This is a genomic window from Herbaspirillum sp. WGmk3 (assembly GCF_023952535.1).
Classification (GTDB): Bacteria; Pseudomonadota; Gammaproteobacteria; order Burkholderiales; family Burkholderiaceae_D; genus Herbaspirillum; species Herbaspirillum huttiense.
The window spans coordinates 785,103-803,419 of record NZ_JAKYWT010000003.1; the positions used below are offsets into that span (position 1 = coordinate 785,103).

At 64.1% G+C, this 18,317-nt stretch carries 17 protein-coding genes; 12 read left to right on the forward strand and 5 right to left on the reverse strand.

Going from position 1 to position 18,317, the window contains the following annotated elements; all coding sequences use genetic code 11:
• Positions 1 to 13: 13 nt before the first annotated feature.
• The 5 genes from mreC to MKD49_RS15530 all read left to right on the forward strand — a co-directional run bounded on the left by mreC (position 14) and on the right by MKD49_RS15530 (position 6,125).
• Positions 14 to 1,093, forward strand: a complete 1,080-nt coding sequence (gene mreC / locus MKD49_RS15510; RefSeq protein WP_121041251.1) for a rod shape-determining protein MreC — start codon at positions 14 to 16, stop codon at positions 1,091 to 1,093.
• Positions 1,090 to 1,599 carry a rod shape-determining protein MreD gene (mreD, locus tag MKD49_RS15515; RefSeq protein WP_034340686.1) on the forward strand — a complete coding sequence of 170 codons (510 nt, stop codon included), beginning with the start codon at positions 1,090 to 1,092 and terminating at the stop codon, positions 1,597 to 1,599. The genes mreC and mreD overlap by 4 nt, the downstream gene beginning before the upstream one ends.
• A 19-nt stretch (positions 1,600 to 1,618) precedes the next feature.
• Positions 1,619 to 3,592, forward strand: coding sequence for a penicillin-binding protein 2 (mrdA, locus tag MKD49_RS15520; RefSeq protein ID WP_252696733.1), 1,974 nt, complete (start codon positions 1,619 to 1,621; stop codon positions 3,590 to 3,592).
• Between the two features lie 40 nt (positions 3,593 to 3,632).
• Positions 3,633 to 4,742, forward strand: coding sequence for a rod shape-determining protein RodA (gene rodA, locus MKD49_RS15525; protein WP_252696734.1), 1,110 nt, complete (start codon positions 3,633 to 3,635; stop codon positions 4,740 to 4,742).
• Between the two features lie 174 nt (positions 4,743 to 4,916).
• Positions 4,917 to 6,125 (forward strand): septal ring lytic transglycosylase RlpA family protein, encoded by a 1,209-nt coding sequence (locus MKD49_RS15530; protein ID WP_252696735.1) that lies wholly within the window; start codon positions 4,917 to 4,919, stop codon positions 6,123 to 6,125.
• Positions 6,126 to 6,269: 144 nt separating this feature from the next.
• Here the strand turns inward: MKD49_RS15530 and rsmI are convergent, their stop codons facing one another.
• Complete coding sequence (gene rsmI / locus MKD49_RS15535) at positions 6,270 to 7,184, reverse strand: 16S rRNA (cytidine(1402)-2'-O)-methyltransferase (RefSeq protein WP_252696736.1); 915 nt, start codon at positions 7,182 to 7,184, stop codon at positions 6,270 to 6,272.
• A 13-nt stretch (positions 7,185 to 7,197) separates the two neighbouring features.
• Here rsmI and MKD49_RS15540 point away from each other — a divergent pair, with 13 nt between their 5' ends.
• From MKD49_RS15540 to MKD49_RS15565, 6 genes are all read left to right on the forward strand, one after another.
• Positions 7,198 to 8,463 carry a penicillin-binding protein activator gene (locus MKD49_RS15540; RefSeq protein ID WP_252696737.1) on the forward strand — a complete coding sequence of 422 codons (1,266 nt, stop codon included), beginning with the start codon at positions 7,198 to 7,200 and terminating at the stop codon, positions 8,461 to 8,463.
• A gap of 7 nt (positions 8,464 to 8,470) precedes the next feature.
• Positions 8,471 to 8,839 (forward strand): YraN family protein, encoded by a 369-nt coding sequence (locus tag MKD49_RS15545; RefSeq protein ID WP_252696738.1) that lies wholly within the window; start codon positions 8,471 to 8,473, stop codon positions 8,837 to 8,839.
• Between the two features lie 123 nt (positions 8,840 to 8,962).
• Entirely contained in the window at positions 8,963 to 9,559 is a 597-nt protein-coding gene (locus MKD49_RS15550) for a phosphoheptose isomerase (RefSeq protein ID WP_039782952.1), read from the forward strand.
• The gene (locus tag MKD49_RS15555) at positions 9,552 to 10,211 is read left to right on the forward strand and encodes a BON domain-containing protein (protein ID WP_121041260.1); all 660 of its coding nucleotides are present in this window, start codon (positions 9,552 to 9,554) and stop codon (positions 10,209 to 10,211) included. The genes MKD49_RS15550 and MKD49_RS15555 overlap by 8 nt, the downstream gene beginning before the upstream one ends.
• 166 nt (positions 10,212 to 10,377) lie before the next feature.
• Positions 10,378 to 10,902, forward strand: a complete 525-nt coding sequence (locus MKD49_RS15560; RefSeq protein ID WP_034340016.1) for a peroxiredoxin — start codon at positions 10,378 to 10,380, stop codon at positions 10,900 to 10,902.
• A gap of 182 nt (positions 10,903 to 11,084) precedes the next feature.
• A complete protein-coding gene (locus tag MKD49_RS15565) occupies positions 11,085 to 11,585 on the forward strand; it encodes a signal transduction histidine kinase (protein ID WP_034340000.1) in 501 nt (166 codons plus the stop codon).
• A gap of 90 nt (positions 11,586 to 11,675) precedes the next feature.
• Here the strand turns inward: MKD49_RS15565 and pyrE are convergent, their stop codons facing one another.
• The gene (gene pyrE / locus MKD49_RS15570) at positions 11,676 to 12,335 is read right to left on the reverse strand and encodes an orotate phosphoribosyltransferase (RefSeq protein WP_008333588.1); all 660 of its coding nucleotides are present in this window, start codon (positions 12,333 to 12,335) and stop codon (positions 11,676 to 11,678) included.
• Positions 12,336 to 12,509: 174 nt separating this feature from the next.
• Between pyrE and MKD49_RS15575 the strand changes: the two genes are divergently transcribed.
• The gene (locus MKD49_RS15575; RefSeq protein WP_039790188.1) at positions 12,510 to 13,286 is read left to right on the forward strand and encodes an exodeoxyribonuclease III; all 777 of its coding nucleotides are present in this window, start codon (positions 12,510 to 12,512) and stop codon (positions 13,284 to 13,286) included.
• A gap of 87 nt (positions 13,287 to 13,373) precedes the next feature.
• On the opposite strand, the gene MKD49_RS15580 is transcribed toward MKD49_RS15575, so the two are convergent.
• The 3 genes from MKD49_RS15580 to dprA all read right to left on the reverse strand — a co-directional run bounded on the left by MKD49_RS15580 (position 13,374) and on the right by dprA (position 18,151).
• Positions 13,374 to 16,040, reverse strand: coding sequence for a DNA topoisomerase III (locus MKD49_RS15580; RefSeq protein WP_252696739.1), 2,667 nt, complete (start codon positions 16,038 to 16,040; stop codon positions 13,374 to 13,376).
• A gap of 402 nt (positions 16,041 to 16,442) precedes the next feature.
• Positions 16,443 to 16,919: a DUF494 family protein gene (locus MKD49_RS15585; protein ID WP_034339991.1), complete on the reverse strand. Its 477-nt coding sequence runs from the start codon at positions 16,917 to 16,919 to the stop codon at positions 16,443 to 16,445.
• Positions 16,920 to 17,005: 86 nt separating this feature from the next.
• Positions 17,006 to 18,151: a DNA-processing protein DprA gene (gene dprA / locus MKD49_RS15590; protein WP_252696740.1), complete on the reverse strand. Its 1,146-nt coding sequence runs from the start codon at positions 18,149 to 18,151 to the stop codon at positions 17,006 to 17,008.
• Positions 18,152 to 18,317: the final 166 nt, after the last annotated feature.

Here is an 18,317-nt window from a genome sequence, read left to right on the forward strand (position 1 = left end):
TCGGCCTGACGCCATGGAAATCCCACCACTCTTCAAGCAGGGCGCTTCGGCCCGGGTGCGCGTGACCGTCTTTGCATTGATCTCGGTCGTGATGCTGGTGGTCGACGCCCGCATGCACGTGCTGGGCACGCTGCGCCAGGCGCTGGGCACGGCCCTCTATCCGTTCCAGACGGTGGCCATGGTGCCGCGCGACGCCTTCACCAATTCGTCCGAATACTTCTCTTCGCTGGCCTCGCTGCAGAAGGAAAACCGCGAGCTGCGCCAGCAGCAGATCGTCAACGCCCAGCTGATGCAGCAGGAACGCCTGCTGGCGGCCGAGAACGTGCAGCTGCGCAAGCTGCTGGACATGCAGCAGAAGGTGCCGGTCAAGTCCATCGTCGGCGAGATCCTCTACGATGCGCGCGATCCCTTCACCCGCAAGATCATCCTCAATCGCGGCTCGCAACAGGGCGTCACGGCCGGCCAGCCGGTCATCGACGAGGTCGGCATCGTGGGCCAGGTGACGCGGGTATTCCCGTTCTCCTCCGAAGTGACGCTGCTGACCGACAAGGACCAGGCCATCCCGGTGCAGGTACTGCGCAACGGCCTGCGCAGCGTGGCCTACGGCCGCGGCCAGACCGGCGCGCTGGACCTGCGCTTCATGCCGGCCAATGCCGATATCCAGAAGGGCGACGTGCTGGTGACCTCGGGCATCGACGGGGTCTATCCGCCGGGCCTGTCGGTGGCCAGCGTGGCGCTGGTGGAAACCCGTTCGGCGGACTCCTTCGCCCGCATCGTATGCCGTCCGCTGGCCGGCATCGACCGTCATCGCCAGCTGCTGATCCTGCTGGTGGAACAGAACCTGCCGCCGCGTCCGGAGCCGGACGTGATCGATGAAAAATCGGCCAAGCTCTTCAAGCGCCGCCTGCGTGACAGCACCCGCGACAACAGCGCCGAAGACGCCAACGCCACGCCCAAGGACAAGCCCGCCGAGGACCGGAAAGGGGCCGCCAACGTGACGCCGCCGGCCAAGCCAGCGGCAGCGGCGGCTCCGGCCACCCCGGCTGCTGCTGCAGCCACCGCCAAACCGGCCGCCAAGGAATCCGCACGATGAACAACCAATACATCCTCCTGCCGGCCAGCCCGCTGTTCATCGCCTTCAGCCTGATCGTGGCGTTCGTGCTGAACCTGATGCCCTGGGGGCAGATGGTCGGCGTGCCCGACTTCGTGGCGCTGGCGCTGGTGTTCTGGAACATCCACCAGCCGCGCAAGGTCGGCATCAGCGTGGCCTTCATGATGGGCCTGCTGATGGATGTGAACGAAGCCACGCTGCTGGGCGAGAACGCGCTGGCCTACACCCTGCTGTCGTATTTCGCCATCATGATCCACCGCCGCGTGCTGTGGTTCCCGCTGCGCACCCAGGCGCTGCACGTGCTGCCGCTGATGCTGCTGGCGCAGGCGGTGCAACTGGTGATCCAGCTGCTGGTGACGGGCAAGTCGCCTGACTGGTTCTATTTCAGCGAGAGCCTGGTCTCGGCCCTGCTGTGGCCGGTGGTAAGCGTCCTGCTGCTGGCGCCGCAGCGTCGCGCGGTGGACCGCGACGAGAACCGCCCCATCTGAGGGGCCAGGTGCAAGCAGCATGACCGAATTCAAGAATACCGCGCATGAGCTGAGACTGTTCCGGATGCGCCTGCTGGCCGCGAGCGTCCTGGTACTAGTGTGCTTCAGCCTGCTGCTGGCCCGTTTTTTGTGGCTGCAAGTGGTGCGCCACGACGCCTACGCCGCCCAGGCCGAGGAAAACCGCATCTCGGTGGTGCCCATCGTGCCCAACCGCGGCCTGATCCTGGACCGCAACGGCGTAGTGCTGGCGCGCAACTATTCGGCCTACACGCTGGAAATCACGCCCTCCAAGATCAAGACCAACATCGATGACCTCATCGATGAGCTGGGCACCATCGTGGAAATCCAGCAGCGCGACCGCCGCCGCTTCCGCCGCCTGCAGGAAGAATCCAAGAACTTCGAGAGCGTGCCCATCCGCACCCGCCTCACCGATGAGGAAGTGGCCAAGTTCACCGCCCAGCGCTATCGCTTCCCCGGCGTGGAAGTGCAGGCCCGCCTGTTCCGACAGTATCCCTACGGCAAGACCGCCGCGCACGTGATCGGCTACATCGGCCGCATCAGCCAGCGCGATGCCGAACGCATTGCCGACTCCGACGACGAAGCCAACTACAACGGCACCGACTACATCGGCAAGGAAGGCCTGGAAAAGAGCTACGAAAGCCAGCTGCACGGCACCACGGGCTACGAGGAAGTGGAAATCTCGGCCAGCGGACGCGCCGTGCGCTCGCTCTCGCGCACCCCGGCCACGCCCGGCAAGAACCTGATCCTGTCCATCGACATCGAGCTGCAGAAGGTGGTCGAAGAAGCCTTCGGCGACCAGAAGGGCGCGCTGGTGGCGATCAACCCGGCCACCGGCGACATCCTGGCCTATGTCTCCCAGCCCTCTTACGACCCCAACCTGTTCGTCGAAGGCATCGACCAGCAGAGCTGGGATGAGTTGAACAAGTCGCCCGACCGTCCGCTGCTGAACCGCCCGCTGTCGGGCCTCTATTCGCCTGGTTCGACCTACAAGCCCTTCATGGCGCTGGCCGCGCTGGAACTGGGCAAGCGCCGCCCGCAGGATGCCATCCGCGATCCGGGCTTCTTCGTGCTGGGCAATCACCGCTTCCGCGACGACAAGGAAGGTGGCCACGGCGTGGTGGACATGTACCGCTCCATCGCCATCTCCTGCGACACCTATTACTACATGCTGGCCAATGACATGGGGGTCAATGCCATCCATGACTTCATGAAGCCCTTCGGTTTCGGCCAGATCACCGGTATCGACCTGGAGCACGAGAAGCGCGGCATCCTGCCCTCTACCGAGTGGAAGCGCACCGCCTTCCGCAAACCCGAGCAGAAACGCTGGATCGCCGGTGACACCGTCTCGCTGGGCATCGGGCAGGGCTACAACAGCTTCACCCCGCTGCAACTGGCGCAGGCGACCTCCATCCTGGCCAACAATGGCGTGGTGATGAAGCCGCACCTGGTCAAGATCCTCGAGGACGGGGTGTCCCACGAGCGCACAGAGACCGTGCCCAAGGAAAGCTATCGCATCCCGCTGAAGCAGGAAAACATCGACTTCATCAAGCGCGCCATGGTGGGCGTGGTCAAGGAAGGCACGGGCGCAGCCGCCTTCCGGGGCGCGCCCTACGAGTCGGGCGGCAAGACCGGTACGGCGCAGGTGGTCAACATCGCCAAGAACCAGAAGTATGATTCCAAGAAGCTTTCGCGCATCTACCACGACAACGGCCTCTACATCGGCTTTGCGCCGGCCGACGCGCCGCGCATCGCCATTGCGGCCGTCGTCGAGAACGGTGGCTGGGGCGCCGGCGTGGCCGCCCCGCTGGTACGCAAGGCCATGGATTACTTCATGCTGGGCAAGCGCCCCAATGAGCCGATCAAGTCGGTCGCGCCCGAGGCGGTGAGCCCGGATACCCCGGTCGAAGGTCCCACCTCCGAAGACGCCGGCAGCAGCAACACGCCGACGGTCCAGCCGGATGTGCAGGAATGAGGTCTGACATCGCAACGAGCAGTACACACGAGGAGCCGGCATGAGCCTGCAACGTCCGCCCCTGTGGCAAATCATCAAGCCGCACCTGACGGTGTTCGACGGCGCGCTGTCGCTGATCGTGTTCCTGATCCTGTCGGTGGGCATCGTCACCCTCTATTCGGCTGGCATGAACTTCCCCGGCCGGGTGGAAGACCAGCTGCGCAACATCCTGGTGGCCTTCATCGTCATGTGGGTAGCCGCCAACGTCTCGCCCCAGCTGCTGCTGCGGCTGGCCGTGCCGGTCTATACGGTGGGGGTGACGCTGCTCATCGCGGTGGCGCTGTTCGGCATCATCAAGAAGGGCTCGCGCCGCTGGCTCAACATCGGCATGGTGGTGCAGCCTTCCGAGATCATGAAGATCGCCATGCCGCTGATGCTGGCCTGGTACTTCCAGAAGCGCGAAGGCATGCTGCGCTGGGATGCCTTCCTGGTGGCGGCGATCCTGCTGCTGATCCCGGGCTTTCTGATCATCCGCCAGCCTGACCTGGGCACCGGTCTGCTGGTGCTGGCGGCCGGCTTCTACGTCATCTTCTTTGCCGGCCTGCCCTGGAAGATCCTGCTGGGACTCTTCGTGGCAGGCGCGGCCAGCCTGCCGGTGGTGTGGTCCTTCATGCACGATTACCAGCGCCAGCGCGTCATGATGCTCATCGACCCGACCTCCGATCCGCTGGGCAAGGGCTTCCACATCATCCAGTCCACCATTGCCATCGGCTCCGGGGGCGTCACGGGCAAAGGCTGGCTCATGGGCACCCAGACGCACCTGGAATTCATCCCCGAACGCACCACCGACTTCATCTTCTCGGTCTATTCGGAGGAGTTCGGACTGATCGGCAACTGCGTGCTGCTGCTGCTGTACCTGCTCCTGATCGGGCGCGGCCTGATGATCACGGCCAATGCGCCCACGCTGTTCACGCGTCTGTTGGGCGGGGCGATCACGATGATCTTCTTCACCTATGCCTTCGTGAACATGGGCATGGTCAGCGGCATCCTGCCGGTGGTGGGCGTTCCGCTTCCCTTCATGAGCTATGGCGGCACCGCGCTGGTCACGCTGGGCTTGGGCGCAGGCATCCTGATGAGCATCCAGCGCCATCGCAAACTGGTTCAAAGCTGATCCGGACGCGCACCTTTCTTGTTGCAGGAATGGCAAGTTTGCGAGGATTCGTGAACTTGCTGTACTGACGAGTTGTCAGCCTCGGTGCATTGCAGTCTGGTATCGTTGCGAACATTCCGGCCGGGACCCGCAAGCACCAGGCCCCGCGCATCGACTGTTGACCAAGGACAGCCCATGGAAACACCCACTCTAGACCATCACCACCCGCGCGCCTCACTGGGCCGCGCGCTGCGCTGGGGCACGCTGCTGCTGCCCTTGCTGCTGGCCGCTTGCGGCACCACCCAGCAGGCCCCGCGCCAGACCGCCCAGGCACCGGCCACCCCCACCAAGTCCGCCGGTACCCGGCCCTCCAACGTCCCGGCGCTGCCGGCGGCGGGTTCGGGGCGCGGCGGCTACTACAAGGATGACGGCCCGGGCGATCACATCCCCGATGGCCTCCTGGACGTGGCCGATGCCGAACCCCAGGTGGAACCAGTCTCCAAGGCCGCCAGCCGGCCTTATGCGGTGTTCGGCAAGACCTACGTGCCGATCACGGACAACAACCAGCCCTTCATCCAGCGCGGCGTGGGCAGCTGGTATGGCAAGAAATTCCATGGCCAGAAGACCTCTTCGGGCGAACTCTACGACATGTACAAGATGACGGCCGCGCATCCCACGCTGCCCATCCCGTCCTACGCCCGGGTGACCAACCTGAAGACCGGCAAGCAGGTCATCGTGCGCATCAATGACCGCGGGCCCTTCCACTCCAGCCGCATCATTGACCTCTCCTACACGGCCGCGCTCAAGCTCGGCTATCTGGGGACCGGCAGCAGCGAGCTGGAAGTCGAGCGCATCCTGCCGGAAGAAGCCCAGCGCATGGCCGATGCACGCCGCAATGGCGGCGGCACCACGCTGGCGGCGGCCGATCCGATCAACCGGGCTGCCGATACCGGTGCCGGTGGCCAGGGTGTCTCCACCGGACCGGTGGAAATCAATACGGTCAGCGCGCAAAGCCTGCCGCCGCAGCCGACCGTGGCCGCCGTGCAGCCCATCAACGCCAGCACCAGCAGCGCCGCCGGTGGCGCGGGCATGGCCGGGGGCGGCGGCATCATCAATGCCGTGGCCAGCGGCTCGGCCCCTTCGCCGGCCATGCCGCAAGCGGTGCCGCTGACGGCCGGGTATTACCTGCAGTTCGGTGCCTACTCGCAGGAAGCCAATGCCCTGGTGGCGCGCGACAAGCTGCTGCCCAGCCTCTCCGGCATCGTCGACAGCATGCAGGCGGTGCAGGTCAACGGCCTCTATCGCCTCTATGCCGGCCCCTACCCGACCCGCCCGGCAGCGCAGAATGCGGCCATGCTGGTGCGCCAGCGCAGTGCCGGCACGCCGTTCATCGTGGAGCGTTGAGCCGACTTCGGTTTTTGGGAATTTTCTTCACCCGCCCTGCAGAGGCATTTCAACGCAGGGCGGCGTGGCGGGCGATGCAGGGGTGGCCCCGCAAAAAACTTCATTTGATCGCCCGAACGGGCTGAACCGGGGGCCTGTGCGGCTTCAGGCGTCCTCGTCCTCTTGCGCGCCTTGGCGGATCTGCAGGGCGCGTTCATACAAGGCATTCTTTTTCTGGCCGGTGATCTGCGCGGCCAATGCCGCCGCCTGCTTGACCGGCAACTCTTCCAGCAGGATGCGCAAGACGCGCTCGCCCTCGGCATCTTCCCCCTCGACCGGCTGCGCCCCTTCCAGCAAGACCACGAATTCACCGCGCTGGCGGTTGGCATCCTGCTCCAGCCAGGCCACGGCCTCGCCCAGCGGGCAGCGGTGGATGTGCTCGAAGAGTTTGGTCAGCTCGCGCGCCAGCACCACCTGGCGGGTGGGGCCGAAGACCTGCAGCATGGACTGCACGGTCTCGACGATGCGGTGCGGGGCTTCATAGAACACCAGCGCGGCCTGCAGCGCGGCCAGTTCCTGCAAGGCGGTCTCACGCTGGCGGGTCTTGGCTGGCAGGAAGCCGACGAAGTGGAAGCGGGCATCGGTCAGGCCGGAGGCCGACAAGGCAGTCACCGCCGCCGAGGCACCGGGCAAGGCGATGACCTGGAACCCTGCGGCGCGCACGGCGTCCACTACACGGGCGCCGGGGTCGGAGATGGCCGGGGTACCGGCGTCCGAGACCAGGGCCACGCGCTGGCCGGCCTGCAGGCGTTCGATGATCTTGGCGGCGGCTTCGCGCTCATTGTGTTCGTGGGTTGCCAGCAACTGCCTGGAAAGGCCATAACGCTGCAGCAACTGGCTGGTATTGCGGGTATCCTCGCAGGCCACCGCGTCAGCAATGGCCAGCACATGCAGGCCGCGCAGGGTGATGTCGCAGACGTTTCCGATGGGCGTGGCCAGCACATATAATGCCGACACCGGATAGCTTTGCTGGGCGGCATCCTGCAGGATGGAGGCGGCGACGCTGGAATTCTGATTCATTGGAGGGGGCGGGATGTTCACAAGTTGGAAGAAAATGACCGCGCAAGCGGCCCTGCTGGCAGGCATGCTGGCACCATGGATGATGCCGGCTGGCGCCGCAGCAGCCGACAGTGTACCTCTGCTGGCCCAGGCTGCCACGCCTGGTGCTGCCGACCCCGCCCCGCTGGCCCTGCCGCCGGGCACCTCCCCGGAGATGGAATCAGCCGCCATCGGCGCACCCGCTGTGCCGCCACCCCCAGCTACCCCGACACCCGTGCGCGTGGCCCTGCTGCTGCCCTCGCGCAGCGGTGCCTTCGGCGCGGCTTCCGATGCCGTGCGCACGGGCTTCCTGACCGCCTATTCGCGCCAGAAGGAAAACATCCAGCTGGCCATCGTCGAAACCGGCGACTCGGCCCCCGACATGCAGCGTGCCTATGACGACGCATCCGCCAAGTTCGACATCGTGGTCGGCCCGCTCTCGCGCAGCGCCGTCACCGCCGTGGCGCAGAGCGGGCGCGTGAGCAAACCCACGGTGGCGCTGGCGCAGCCCGACATGAATGGCGAAACCGAATTGCAGTTGCCACCGCAGATGCTGGCCGTGGGCCTGTCCATCGACGAGGAAGCGCGCCAGGTCGCCAACTGGGTCGAGAAGGAAAAGGCCCCCGGCAAGATTTTCGCCATCTCCACCGGCACCGCCTGGCAGAAGCGCGCCGCCCGCTCCTTCCAGCTGCGCGCGCGCCAGCTCGGCCTGCAGGTGGAAACACTGGAACTGAGCACGCCCTCCAACGCCCTCTCCGCGCCCGGCCTGGCGCAACTGGCCAAGCGCGTGGAGCAGGAAAAGCCGGCCCTGATCTTCGTCGCCCTGGATGCGGCGCAGACCGTGCAACTGCGCAGCGCCGTCGGCAACGAGCTGCCGCTGTACGGCACTTCGCAGATCAATCCCTTCACCCTCAAGCGCGACAACCCGAATGACAAGCTGCCCGAACTCGATGGCGTGCGCTTGATCGACATCCCCTGGCAGCTGCAGCCGGACAACGTGGCCGTGGCCCGCTACCCGCGCCCGGCCGTCAATGACAACGAGCGTCCCAACCCCGACCTGGCGCGCCTGTACGCGCTGGGCATCGATGCCTATCGGGTGGCCTGGGGCATCGCCCAGAAGCAATCCGGCTTCGACATCGACGGCGTCACCGGCCGGCTGAACGTGAACATGGTCAGCGGCGGCACCACCTTCTTCCAGCGCCAGGAAACCCAGGCCGTCTACCAGGATGGCTGGCCGGTGCCGATGGCCGACCAGTACTGAGGCCATCATGGCGCCAGGCAGCCCGCTGCGGCGCACGGCGCGCCAGCGTACCGGGGACGATGGCGAAGACCGGGCGCTGGCCTACCTGCAGGCGCAGGGCCTGCAGCTGGTGCTGCGCAATTTCCGCTGCAAGGGTGGCGAGATCGACCTGATCCTGCGTGAGGGCAGCACCATCGTCTTCGTGGAAGTACGCGCCCGCGCCAGCAGCGCCTTCGGTGGCGCGGCCGCCAGCGTCACGCCGGCCAAGCAGCGGCGCCTGCTGGTCGCCGCCCAGGTCTGGCTGCAAGGACAAGCGCGCCTGCCGGCCTGCCGCTTCGACGTGGTGACGGTGGAAGGCGGCCGGTTGCAGTGGCTGCGCAACGCCATCGAGGCTTGAACAGCGGCCGTTTTGGCGCGACAACGGGCCGCTGGCGTATCATGTGCGACCGGATTCCGGAAACTTCTCTTTACGAATTGCCCGGACTTGGCCGCGTTCAAGTCCTCTATAATCGCAGGCACTATGACAAATCCCCGCATCCTCGCCCATTTCCAGGAAAGCGCCGACCTGAAGATGAAGGCCGCCAGTGTTCTGGCCCAACCGATCGAACAGGCGATTGAACTAATGTTCACTGCACTGTCGAATGGCAACAAGATTCTTGCCTGTGGCAATGGCGGATCGGCTGCCGACAGCCAGCACTTCGCCGCCGAACTGGTCGGCCGCTTCGAACGTGAGCGCCTGCCGCTGCCGGCCCTGGCGCTGACCACCGATACGTCCATCCTCACCGCCGTCGGCAACGACTACAGCTACCAGGAAATCTTCTCGAAGCAAGTCCAGGCCTTCGGCCAGGCCGGCGACATCCTGCTGGCCTTCTCGACCTCGGGCAATTCGGGCAACATCCTGGCCGCCATCGAAGTGGCGCACGAACGCGACATGCGCGTGGTGGCCCTGACCGGCAAGGGTGGCGGCAAGATCGGCAAGATCCTGACCGACGCCGATGTGCATATCTGTGTGCCGCATGAACGCACCGCGCGCATCCAGGAAGTGCATCTGGTGTCGCTGCACTGCATTTGCGACGGTATCGACGTCGCGCTTTTTGGAGATGATGCGAATGAATGATGCACGATCCTTGTTGACCCGCCTGCGCCGCCCGCTGGCGGCCGTGGCCCTCGGCGGCATGGTGGCCCTGAGCCTGCAGGGCTGTTTTGCGGTGTTTGCCGGCGGTGCGCTGGCCACCACCTTCGCCGCCACCGACCGCCGCACCCTGGGCGCGCAGACGGAAGACAAGTCCATCGTGGTCAAGGGCGAAGCCCGCATTCCCGAAGTGGTAGCTTCCGGCTCCCACGTCAACGTGACGGCCTTCAACCGCAAGGTGCTGCTCTCGGGCGAAGTGCCGGACGAAGCCTCCAAGGCCGCCGCCGAGCGTGAAACCAAGGCCATCCAGAACGTCGACACGGTGTACAACGAACTGGAAGTGGGCCCGTCGTCCAGCTTCGGTTCGCGCTCCAGCGATGCGCTCATCACCAGCAAGGTCCTGGCCAGCCTGGTAGACGACAAGACGCTGTACTCCAGCGCCTTCAAGATCACCACCGAGCGCGGCATCGTCTACATGCTGGGCCGCGTGACCCAGCGTGAAGGCCAGCGTGCGGCGCAGATCGCCAGCGGCGTCTCCGGTGTGAACAAGGTCGTGACCCTGTTCGAATACATCACCGAGGACGAACTGAAGGACTACCAGCGCAAGCCGGCCAGCGAGAACAAGGCCACCAGCTGATGGCAGCTGCGTAGCTGATGCAGGTCAAACCGCCGGCGAGTCCGGCGGTTTTCACGTGCAGGGGCCGCCCGCAGGATTCTGCGGCGAGGTCTATAATGCTTCAGTTCAACGAGACTGCCGTATGCAGTGGCAGGCCTCTTCCCGCAGTCCGGATCCGGAGTTTCCCATGCAAGCACAGGCCAACGCGCCCAAGAGCGGTCTCATGATCAAGCTGGCAGCCGTCCTGGTGGTGGCCGCTGTCGCCGCCTTCGCCTATTTCAAGGTCAATGCCGGCAATGCCGCGCCCGACGTCACCTTCACCAAGCTCGATGGCCAGCAAGTTGCGCTGAAAGACCTGCGCGGCAAGGTGGTCATGGTCAATTTCTGGGCCACCAGCTGCACCACCTGCGTGGGCGAAATGCCGCAAATGATCGACACCTACAACAAGTTCAAGGACCGTGGCCTGGACTTCGTGGCCGTCGCCATGAGCTATGACCCGCCCAACTACGTGCTGAACTACACCGAAACCCGCAAGCTGCCCTTCAAGGTCGCGCTGGACCCGCAGGACACGCTGGCCAAGGCCTTCGGCGACGTCAAGCTGACCCCGACCACCTTCGTCATCGGCAAGGATGGCAACATCATCAAGCGCTATGTCGGTGAGCCGCAGTTCGCCGAACTGCACCAGTTGCTGGAAAAGGCGCTGGCTGCCTGAGCCCACATTGCTCGCCCCTCCCCCCTTGAAAGCCGGCTTGATGTCGGCTTTTTCATTTCCGATTGCAGGATGACAACTGCACGGAACATCCCCGTGCTTGCCGTAGTCCAAGATATTCATATTGTCGTCATGACAAGCGCTCGCGTGCCTCTGCCGACACCTTCACAACAAAGGAGGCTGACATGAAATTCCGGACCATTTTCCTCATCGTGCTGCTGGCGCTGGTCGCCATCTTCGCCGCCGTCAACTGGACGGCCTTTACGGCCACGACCACGCTCTCGCTGATCTACACCGAATTCCAGGCACCGCTGGGCGCGGTGATGCTGGGCGTGGTGGTGGTGCTGACGGCCTTCTTCCTGCTCTACATCCTGGCCCTGCAGACCAGCGTGATGCTGGAAAGCCGCCGCCTGACCAAGCAGCTGGAAGCCCAGCGCGCCCTGGCCGACCAGGCCGAGCATTCGCGCTTCAATGACCTGCGCGGCTACCTGAAGACCGAGCTGGAACAGCTGCAGCGCCGCCAGACCGAACAGCAAACCCTGCTGGCACAGCGCCTGGATGCCTTGCAGCGTGACATCCACCAGCGCGTGGAACAGACCGAGAACGCGGTCGCGGCCCAGGTCGGGGAGCTCGATGACCGCCTGCAGCGCCAGCGCGTGACCACCGTGCCTCAGAATTTGGCATAAACCTTCCAACGCGCACGCAAAAAAGGCTGGAACCTCGCGGATCCAGCCTTTTTCTTCATTTAATGCCTTTTAGCGGCATTTCCAGGGCACTTAGACGCCGTAACGGGTCCGATACGCTGCCACCGCATCCTTGTACTGGCTCAGGCGGGCATCGCCGCCGTTGGAGATGTACTCGAAGAGGTCATTGAGGTTGCCGATGGAAATGACCGGCATGTCGTACTCGCGCGCCACTTCCTGCACCGCCGACAGTTCGGAGAGGGCGCCATCCTTGCCCGAGCGCTCCATGCGGTCCAGTGCGATCAGCACGGCGCAGGGGGTGGCACCGGCGGCGCGGATCATGTCCACCGACTCGCGCACCGAGGTGCCGGCCGAGATGACGTCATCAATGATGACGACCTTGCCCTGCAGCTTGGCACCGACGATGGTGCCGCCTTCGCCGTGGTCCTTGGCTTCCTTGCGGTTGAAGGCGAAGGGGACATTGCGGCCCATGCCGGCCAGCGCCACCGCGGTGGCCGAGGCCAGGGTGATGCCCTTGTAGGCGGGGCCGAACAGCATGTCATATTCCACGCCCGAATCCTGCAGGGTCTGGGCGTAGAAGCGGGCCACCTGGGCCAGAGTGGCGCCCTCGCTGAAGAGGCCGGCGTTGAAGAAGTAAGGCGAGGTACGGCCCGCCTTGGTGACGAATTCGCCAAAGCGCAGCACGCCGGCCGATACCGCGAATTCGATGAATTCCTGTCTCAAGTTGCTCACAATGCATTTCCCGGGAAGAGTCAAAACGGAAGGTGCGGACCGCGCCCGCTTGCCGCCAGGCAAGGCAGCACGGTGGCAAACCCTTCATCAGGCCGCCATTTTAAATGATTCATCCTATCGGTTATGCTACCGGCCTGATTGAACACACTTCTGCAGCAAGCAAACAGGACATCCATGCCAAAAATCGTCTCCGCCAACCTCAACGGAATCCGTTCGGCCGCCAAGAAGGGCTTCTTCGAGTGGCTGCAAAAGGAAGCGCCGGACTTCGTCTGCGTGCAGGAACTGAAGGCCCAGGCGGCCGACATGACCGAAGACTTCCTGGCCCCGGCCGGCTATGTCGGCCATTTCCACTATGCCCAGAAGAAGGGCTACTCGGGCGTGGGCGTCTACAGCCGCCGCCAGCCGGATTCGGTGCGCATCGGCTTCGGCAATACCGAATTCGATGACGAAGGCCGCTATGTCGAATGCGACTACGGCGACCTGACCGTGATCTCGCTCTATGCGCCCTCGGGTTCCTCCAGCGAGGAACGCCAGGAAGCCAAGTTCCGCTTCATGGAAGCCTTCCTGCCGCACCTGATGGAACTGGAAAAGAGCGGCCGCGAAGTGGTCATCTGCGGCGACTGGAACATCGCCCACAAGGAAATCGACCTCAAGAACTGGAAGAGCAACCAGAAGAATTCGGGCTTCTTGCCGGAAGAACGCGCCTGGATGACGCGCATCTTCGACCAGCTGGGGCTGGTGGACGTGTATCGCCGCCTGCATCCGGAAACCACCGGCGAAGCCTACACCTGGTGGAGCAATCGCGGCCAGGCCTGGGCCAACAACGTGGGGTGGCGTATTGATTACCACGTCTCCACGCCGGGCATTGCGGCCAAGGCGGTCAGTGCGGCGATCTACAAGGAACAGCGCTTTTCGGATCACGCGCCGTTGACGGTGGTGTACAGCGACTAAGCAGCCGCCGAACCAGATCGGCCTCGCCAACAAAAAGCCCTCGCACCGTGAAGTGCGAGGGCTTTGTCGTTTCTGGCCGCCCGAGAATCAGGCGTCCGGAGCCGCAGCCTTCTTCGGCGTCGCCTTGCGCAGGGCCGGCTTCTTGGCCGCTGCCGCCTTGGTCTTGGTGGCCGTGGTCTTGGCCGCCGTCTTCTTGGCGGCCGGCTTGGCTACTGCCTCGTCGGCACCGTCATCGGCGTCCGCTGCTGCAGCCTTGCCCTTGGCGGGAGCTTTGGCCTTGCGTTCCTCGAACTCGAAGCTGATCTTGCCATCCTTGCCCCGCACCAGGAAGGCCTTGAAGGGCCGCCGCGTGCGCTGCGAGATGAAGCCCGGCAGCAGGTCGGTCTTGCCGTCGTTGAGGAGCTTGGCCATCTGCTCCGGCAGGATCTCCTGCTGCAGGATGATGCGGCTGCTGCGGAAGTCGCAGGCCTTGGGCTTGGCCACGGTCTTCTCGCAGACATAGGCCAGGCCCATTTCGTAGACGCCGCTGCCGCACTTGGGGCAGGCGCCCAGCGGGGTCTGTTCGCTGAAGTCCACCGGCTCGCCGCCTTCGCCATCGGCCTGGTCCTGGCCGAAGTCGAATTCCAGCTTGAAGTTCTTGATCTCTTCGTCGCGCGAAATCTTCAGGATGGCCGCAAACGGACGGCCCATCTTGGAGCGGAAGCCCTGCAGCGGACCGATGGTGCGGTTCTGCAGCAGCTCTTCCACTTCGGCGATTTCGAACTGGCGGCCACCGGGTACCTTGCTCATCGAGAATTCGCACTTGGTGCAGGCGAAGCGACGGTAATTTTCCTTCACCACGCCACCGCAGTTGGGGCAAGGCGTCTGCAGGGTCGCGTAGTCGCCGGGGATGGTGTCGTTGTCGTATTCCTTGGCGCGCTTGACGATGATCTGGGTCATCTGCGCGATCTCGCGCATGAACTCGTCACGGCTGATCTTGCCGCGCTCCATCTGGGCCAGCTTGTGCTCCCACTCGCCGGTCAGTTCGGGTTCGGTCAGTTCATCCACACCCAGGCCATGCAGCAGCGTCATCAGCTGGAAGGCCTTGGCGGTGGGCATCATTTCGCGGCCTTCGCGCAGCAGGTACTTTTCGTTCAGCAGGCCTTCGATGATGGCCGCGCGCGTGGCTGGTGTGCCCAGGCCCTTGCCGGCCATGGCTTCGCGCAGCTCATCCGAATCCACCAGCTTGCCTGCGCCTTCCATGGCCGACAGCAGCGTGGCTTCGGTGTAGCGGGCGGGCGGCTTGGTGACCAGGCCGTTGGCGGTGACCTTGTCGGTCTTGACCTTCTCGCCCGGGGCCACGGCCACCAGGTTGCCGCCGCCTTCCTTGTCCTTGTCGTCTTCCTCGACCTGCTTGCCGTAGATGGCCAGCCAGCCGGGGTTGATCATGACTTTGCCTTCGCTCTTGAACTGGTGGCCCGACACTTCCGTGAAGCGGGTGGTCACCTGGAATTCGGCCGGCGGGAAGAACACCGCCATGAAGCGGCGCGTCACCAGGTCGTAGAGCTTCTGTTCCGGCTCCGACAGGTTCTTGGGCACCTGGGTGGTCGGGATGATGGCGAAGTGGTCGCTGATCTTGGTGTTGTCGAAGATGCGCTTGTTGGGCTTGACCCAGCCTTGCTTCAAGATCTGCTTGGAGAACTGGTGGTAGTTGTTGTTCTCCGCCAGCGCCTCCATGGTGTCCTTGACCGTGTTGATGTAGTCCTCGGGCAGGTGGCGCGAGTCGGTACGCGGATAGGTCAGCACCTTGTGCTTTTCATACAGCGCCTGGGCCAGGCCCAGGGTGTTCTTGGCCGAGAAGCCGAAGCGCGAGTTGGCCTCGCGCTGCAGGCTGGTCAGGTCGAACAGGCCCGGCGACATCTGCGTGGTCGGCTTGGATTCCTCGGTGACATTGCCCGGCTTGTCGCGGCAGGCGGCCACGATGGAATCCGCTGCGGCTTTGCTCCACAGGCGCTCGGGACGCTTCTCGGGATCGGCTTCATCCTTCTTGTGGCCCTTGTCCAGCCAGCGGCCCTTGTAGATGCCGGCAGCGCAGACGAATTCGGCGTGCACTTCCCAGTAGTCACGCGGGATGAACTTCTTGATCTTCTCTTCACGCTCGACCACGATGGACAGGGTCGGCGTCTGCACGCGGCCCACGGTGGTCAGATAGAAGCCGCCCTCCTTGGAATTGAAGGCGGTCATGGCGCGGGTGCCGTTGATGCCGATCAGCCAGTCGGCTTCGCTGCGGCAGCGCGCGGCATTGGCCAGCGGGAGCATTTCTTCATCATCGCGCAGATGGGCGAAGCCCTCGCGGATGGCGCCGGGCGTCATCGATTGCAGCCACAGGCGCTTCACCGGCTGCTTGGCCTTGGTGTATTGCGCGATCAGGCGGAAGATCAGTTCACCTTCGCGGCCCGCGTCACATGCGTTGATGAGGGTGGTGACATCCTTGCGTTTGATGAGCTTGGAGAGCACCTTCAGGCGCGACTCGGTCTTGGCAATCGGATTGAGCGCAAAGTGCGGCGGAATCATCGGCAGGTGGGTAAAACTCCACTTGCCGCGCTTGACGTCGTATTCCTCGGGAACTGCGATTTCCAGCAGGTGACCGACGGCCGAGGACAGGATGTACTCGTCGGATTCGAAATACTCATCGTGCTTGGTGAAGCCGCCGAGCGTCTTCGCGATGTCGTTCGCGACAGAGGGCTTCTCGGCAATGATGAGGGTCTTGCTCATAGGTATGGGTCTCGGTGGTGAGAGGTCAGTTGCTGGTGTGCTGCGGGAGTTTCATCAGCCTCACGTGGGGCCGGACTGCTCCGAAACAACACCATGCCATCCCAGGCGGTCAACGATAGGCGGCGGCAAGCTACGCAAGTGGCCGGCGTTTCATTGCCTGTGGACAACGGAATTTTTATATAGTAGCCAATATCGGGCCAATGCGGGGGAATGATAAGCGTGATGCAAATGAAACGGCAAGCACAAGGGCTTGCCGTTTCGGTGATTCATGCGCTTTCGGCGGCTTTTATGTTCATTCATGCCGAATTGGCTTGAAATGAAGCAACAGCGCCGGGATGCGGCGTCAGCACGTTGTCAGCAAGGCTCCCTCCCAGCCCTGTCGCTCGTGCCAGGCCGGTGCGTTCAGTGCAGCAGGCGCGGTTCGGTATCGTCTTCGTCGAGGAACAGCTCCTCGAACATCAGGCCGTCCGGTTCCTTGCCCTGGCTCCACAGCACCATCAATACGATGACCTTGAGTTTTTCCAGGGTGATCGGCGCTTCACCGGCGGCCAGGGCGCGCTCGATGACGATCTCGCGCTGGATCGGGTCCAGCATCTTGGCCGATTCGAGGAACTGGATGAAACCGATGGCTTCCACGCCCAGAATGTCACTTTCCTGGGTCGCATAGATGCGCGTACCGAAGGAAAAGGCGGTCTGTCGGGGATAGTTGTCGGCGAATTCGTGATTGGCGACTTCAAGATCAGTCAGCCATCCGAGTGCCTGGGAGATTTCATCTTCTTCGAAACCGATCGCGGACAACTTTTTGACGAGCGCCTCGGGTTCGGGGCAGGCATCAGGGCGATAGTAGGTTTCGTACAGGTAAACGAGGACATCAAACATGTTCGTACTCTATCGCGAAGGTTATGAATGTACAAGTCAGCCAAGTCCAGTATGGCAGGATTTGCGGCGCTGCGGGGATAATTTCTTCACACGATGCGGCGATAACGTGCACCCGGCAGCAGCTCCAGCCAACCCTGCAGTTCCAAGGTTAGCAAACTCCCTGCCAGGCCCGCTGCATCAAGGCCGCAGCGCAACGCGAGGGTATCGGCATCGACCGGGTCATGGCCCAGGCTCTGCAATAACTGTTGGCTTGCCGCATCGAGCTCATCCATGGCGCGCGATGAAGTTGCCTGCACGACAGCTTGCTGCTTCGGCAACGTGGACCAGCCAGGCAGCTCATCGAAAATATCCTGCGTGGTCTCGACCAGCTTGGCCCCTTGCCGGATCAGTTGATGGCAACCCTTGGACAGCGGCGCGTGGATCGACCCCGGAATGGCAAACACATCCCGCCCCTGCTCGGCCGCCATGCGCGCGGTGATGAGCGAACCCGACCGGGCCGCCGCTTCCACCACCAGCACGGCGCGCGACAAGCCCGAGATCAGGCGGTTGCGGCGCGGAAAGTTGGCTGAAAGCGGCGGCGTGCCCAGTGCATATTCGCTGACGATGCAGCCGCCCTCGGCGATGCGTTGTGCCAGCGCGCGATTGCGCTGGGGATAATCCAGATCGATGCCGGTACCGATGACGGCCACCGTCGAGCCCGGCCCGGCCAATCCCCCCGCATGCGCGGCCGCATCGATACCCAGCGCCAACCCGGAGACGATGGTGATGCCCGCACGGCTGAGCTCCTCCGAAAACCGGCCCGCATGCTGCACGCCCTGGGCCGTGGCATTGCGGCTGCCGACCACCGCCAGCGCATTGCCCGCCAGCAGCGCCGGATTGCCGCGCACGTACAGCAGCAAGGGCGGATCGGCAATCTGCAGCAAGCCCGGCGGATAGCTTGCATCGGCCAGCGTGAGGACGGATTGCCCCGGCACCTGCGCCCAGGCCAGCGTGGCGGCGATGCGCTCGCGCTGCTGTGCGGTCGGTGCGCACACCAGGCGAGCCGCCACCGCCGCTGGCACCACCGCCCGCAAGGCCTCCTGATCGGCCTGCCAGATACCCTGCGGCAAACCGAACACCGCCAGCAGCCGGCGCGCCAGCACCGGTCCGATGCCCTCGGTCATGGCCAAGCGCAGCCAGGCAGTCAGTTCTGTGGCCGGATCGGCAATAGTGTCGTGGAAAGGCTCTTGCATGAAGATATATGAAGTGTTGTACATCGGCCGCCCGCTCAAGGCCGTGCGGCGCGGCTCTCCGGGCGGGCCTGTGGCGGGCTGTGATACACTTTTCCAAAAAACGGGAATCTCCTGGCCGCCGCGCCACGCCGCACAGGCCTGCCAGGACCGGCATTGTGCGGTGGCC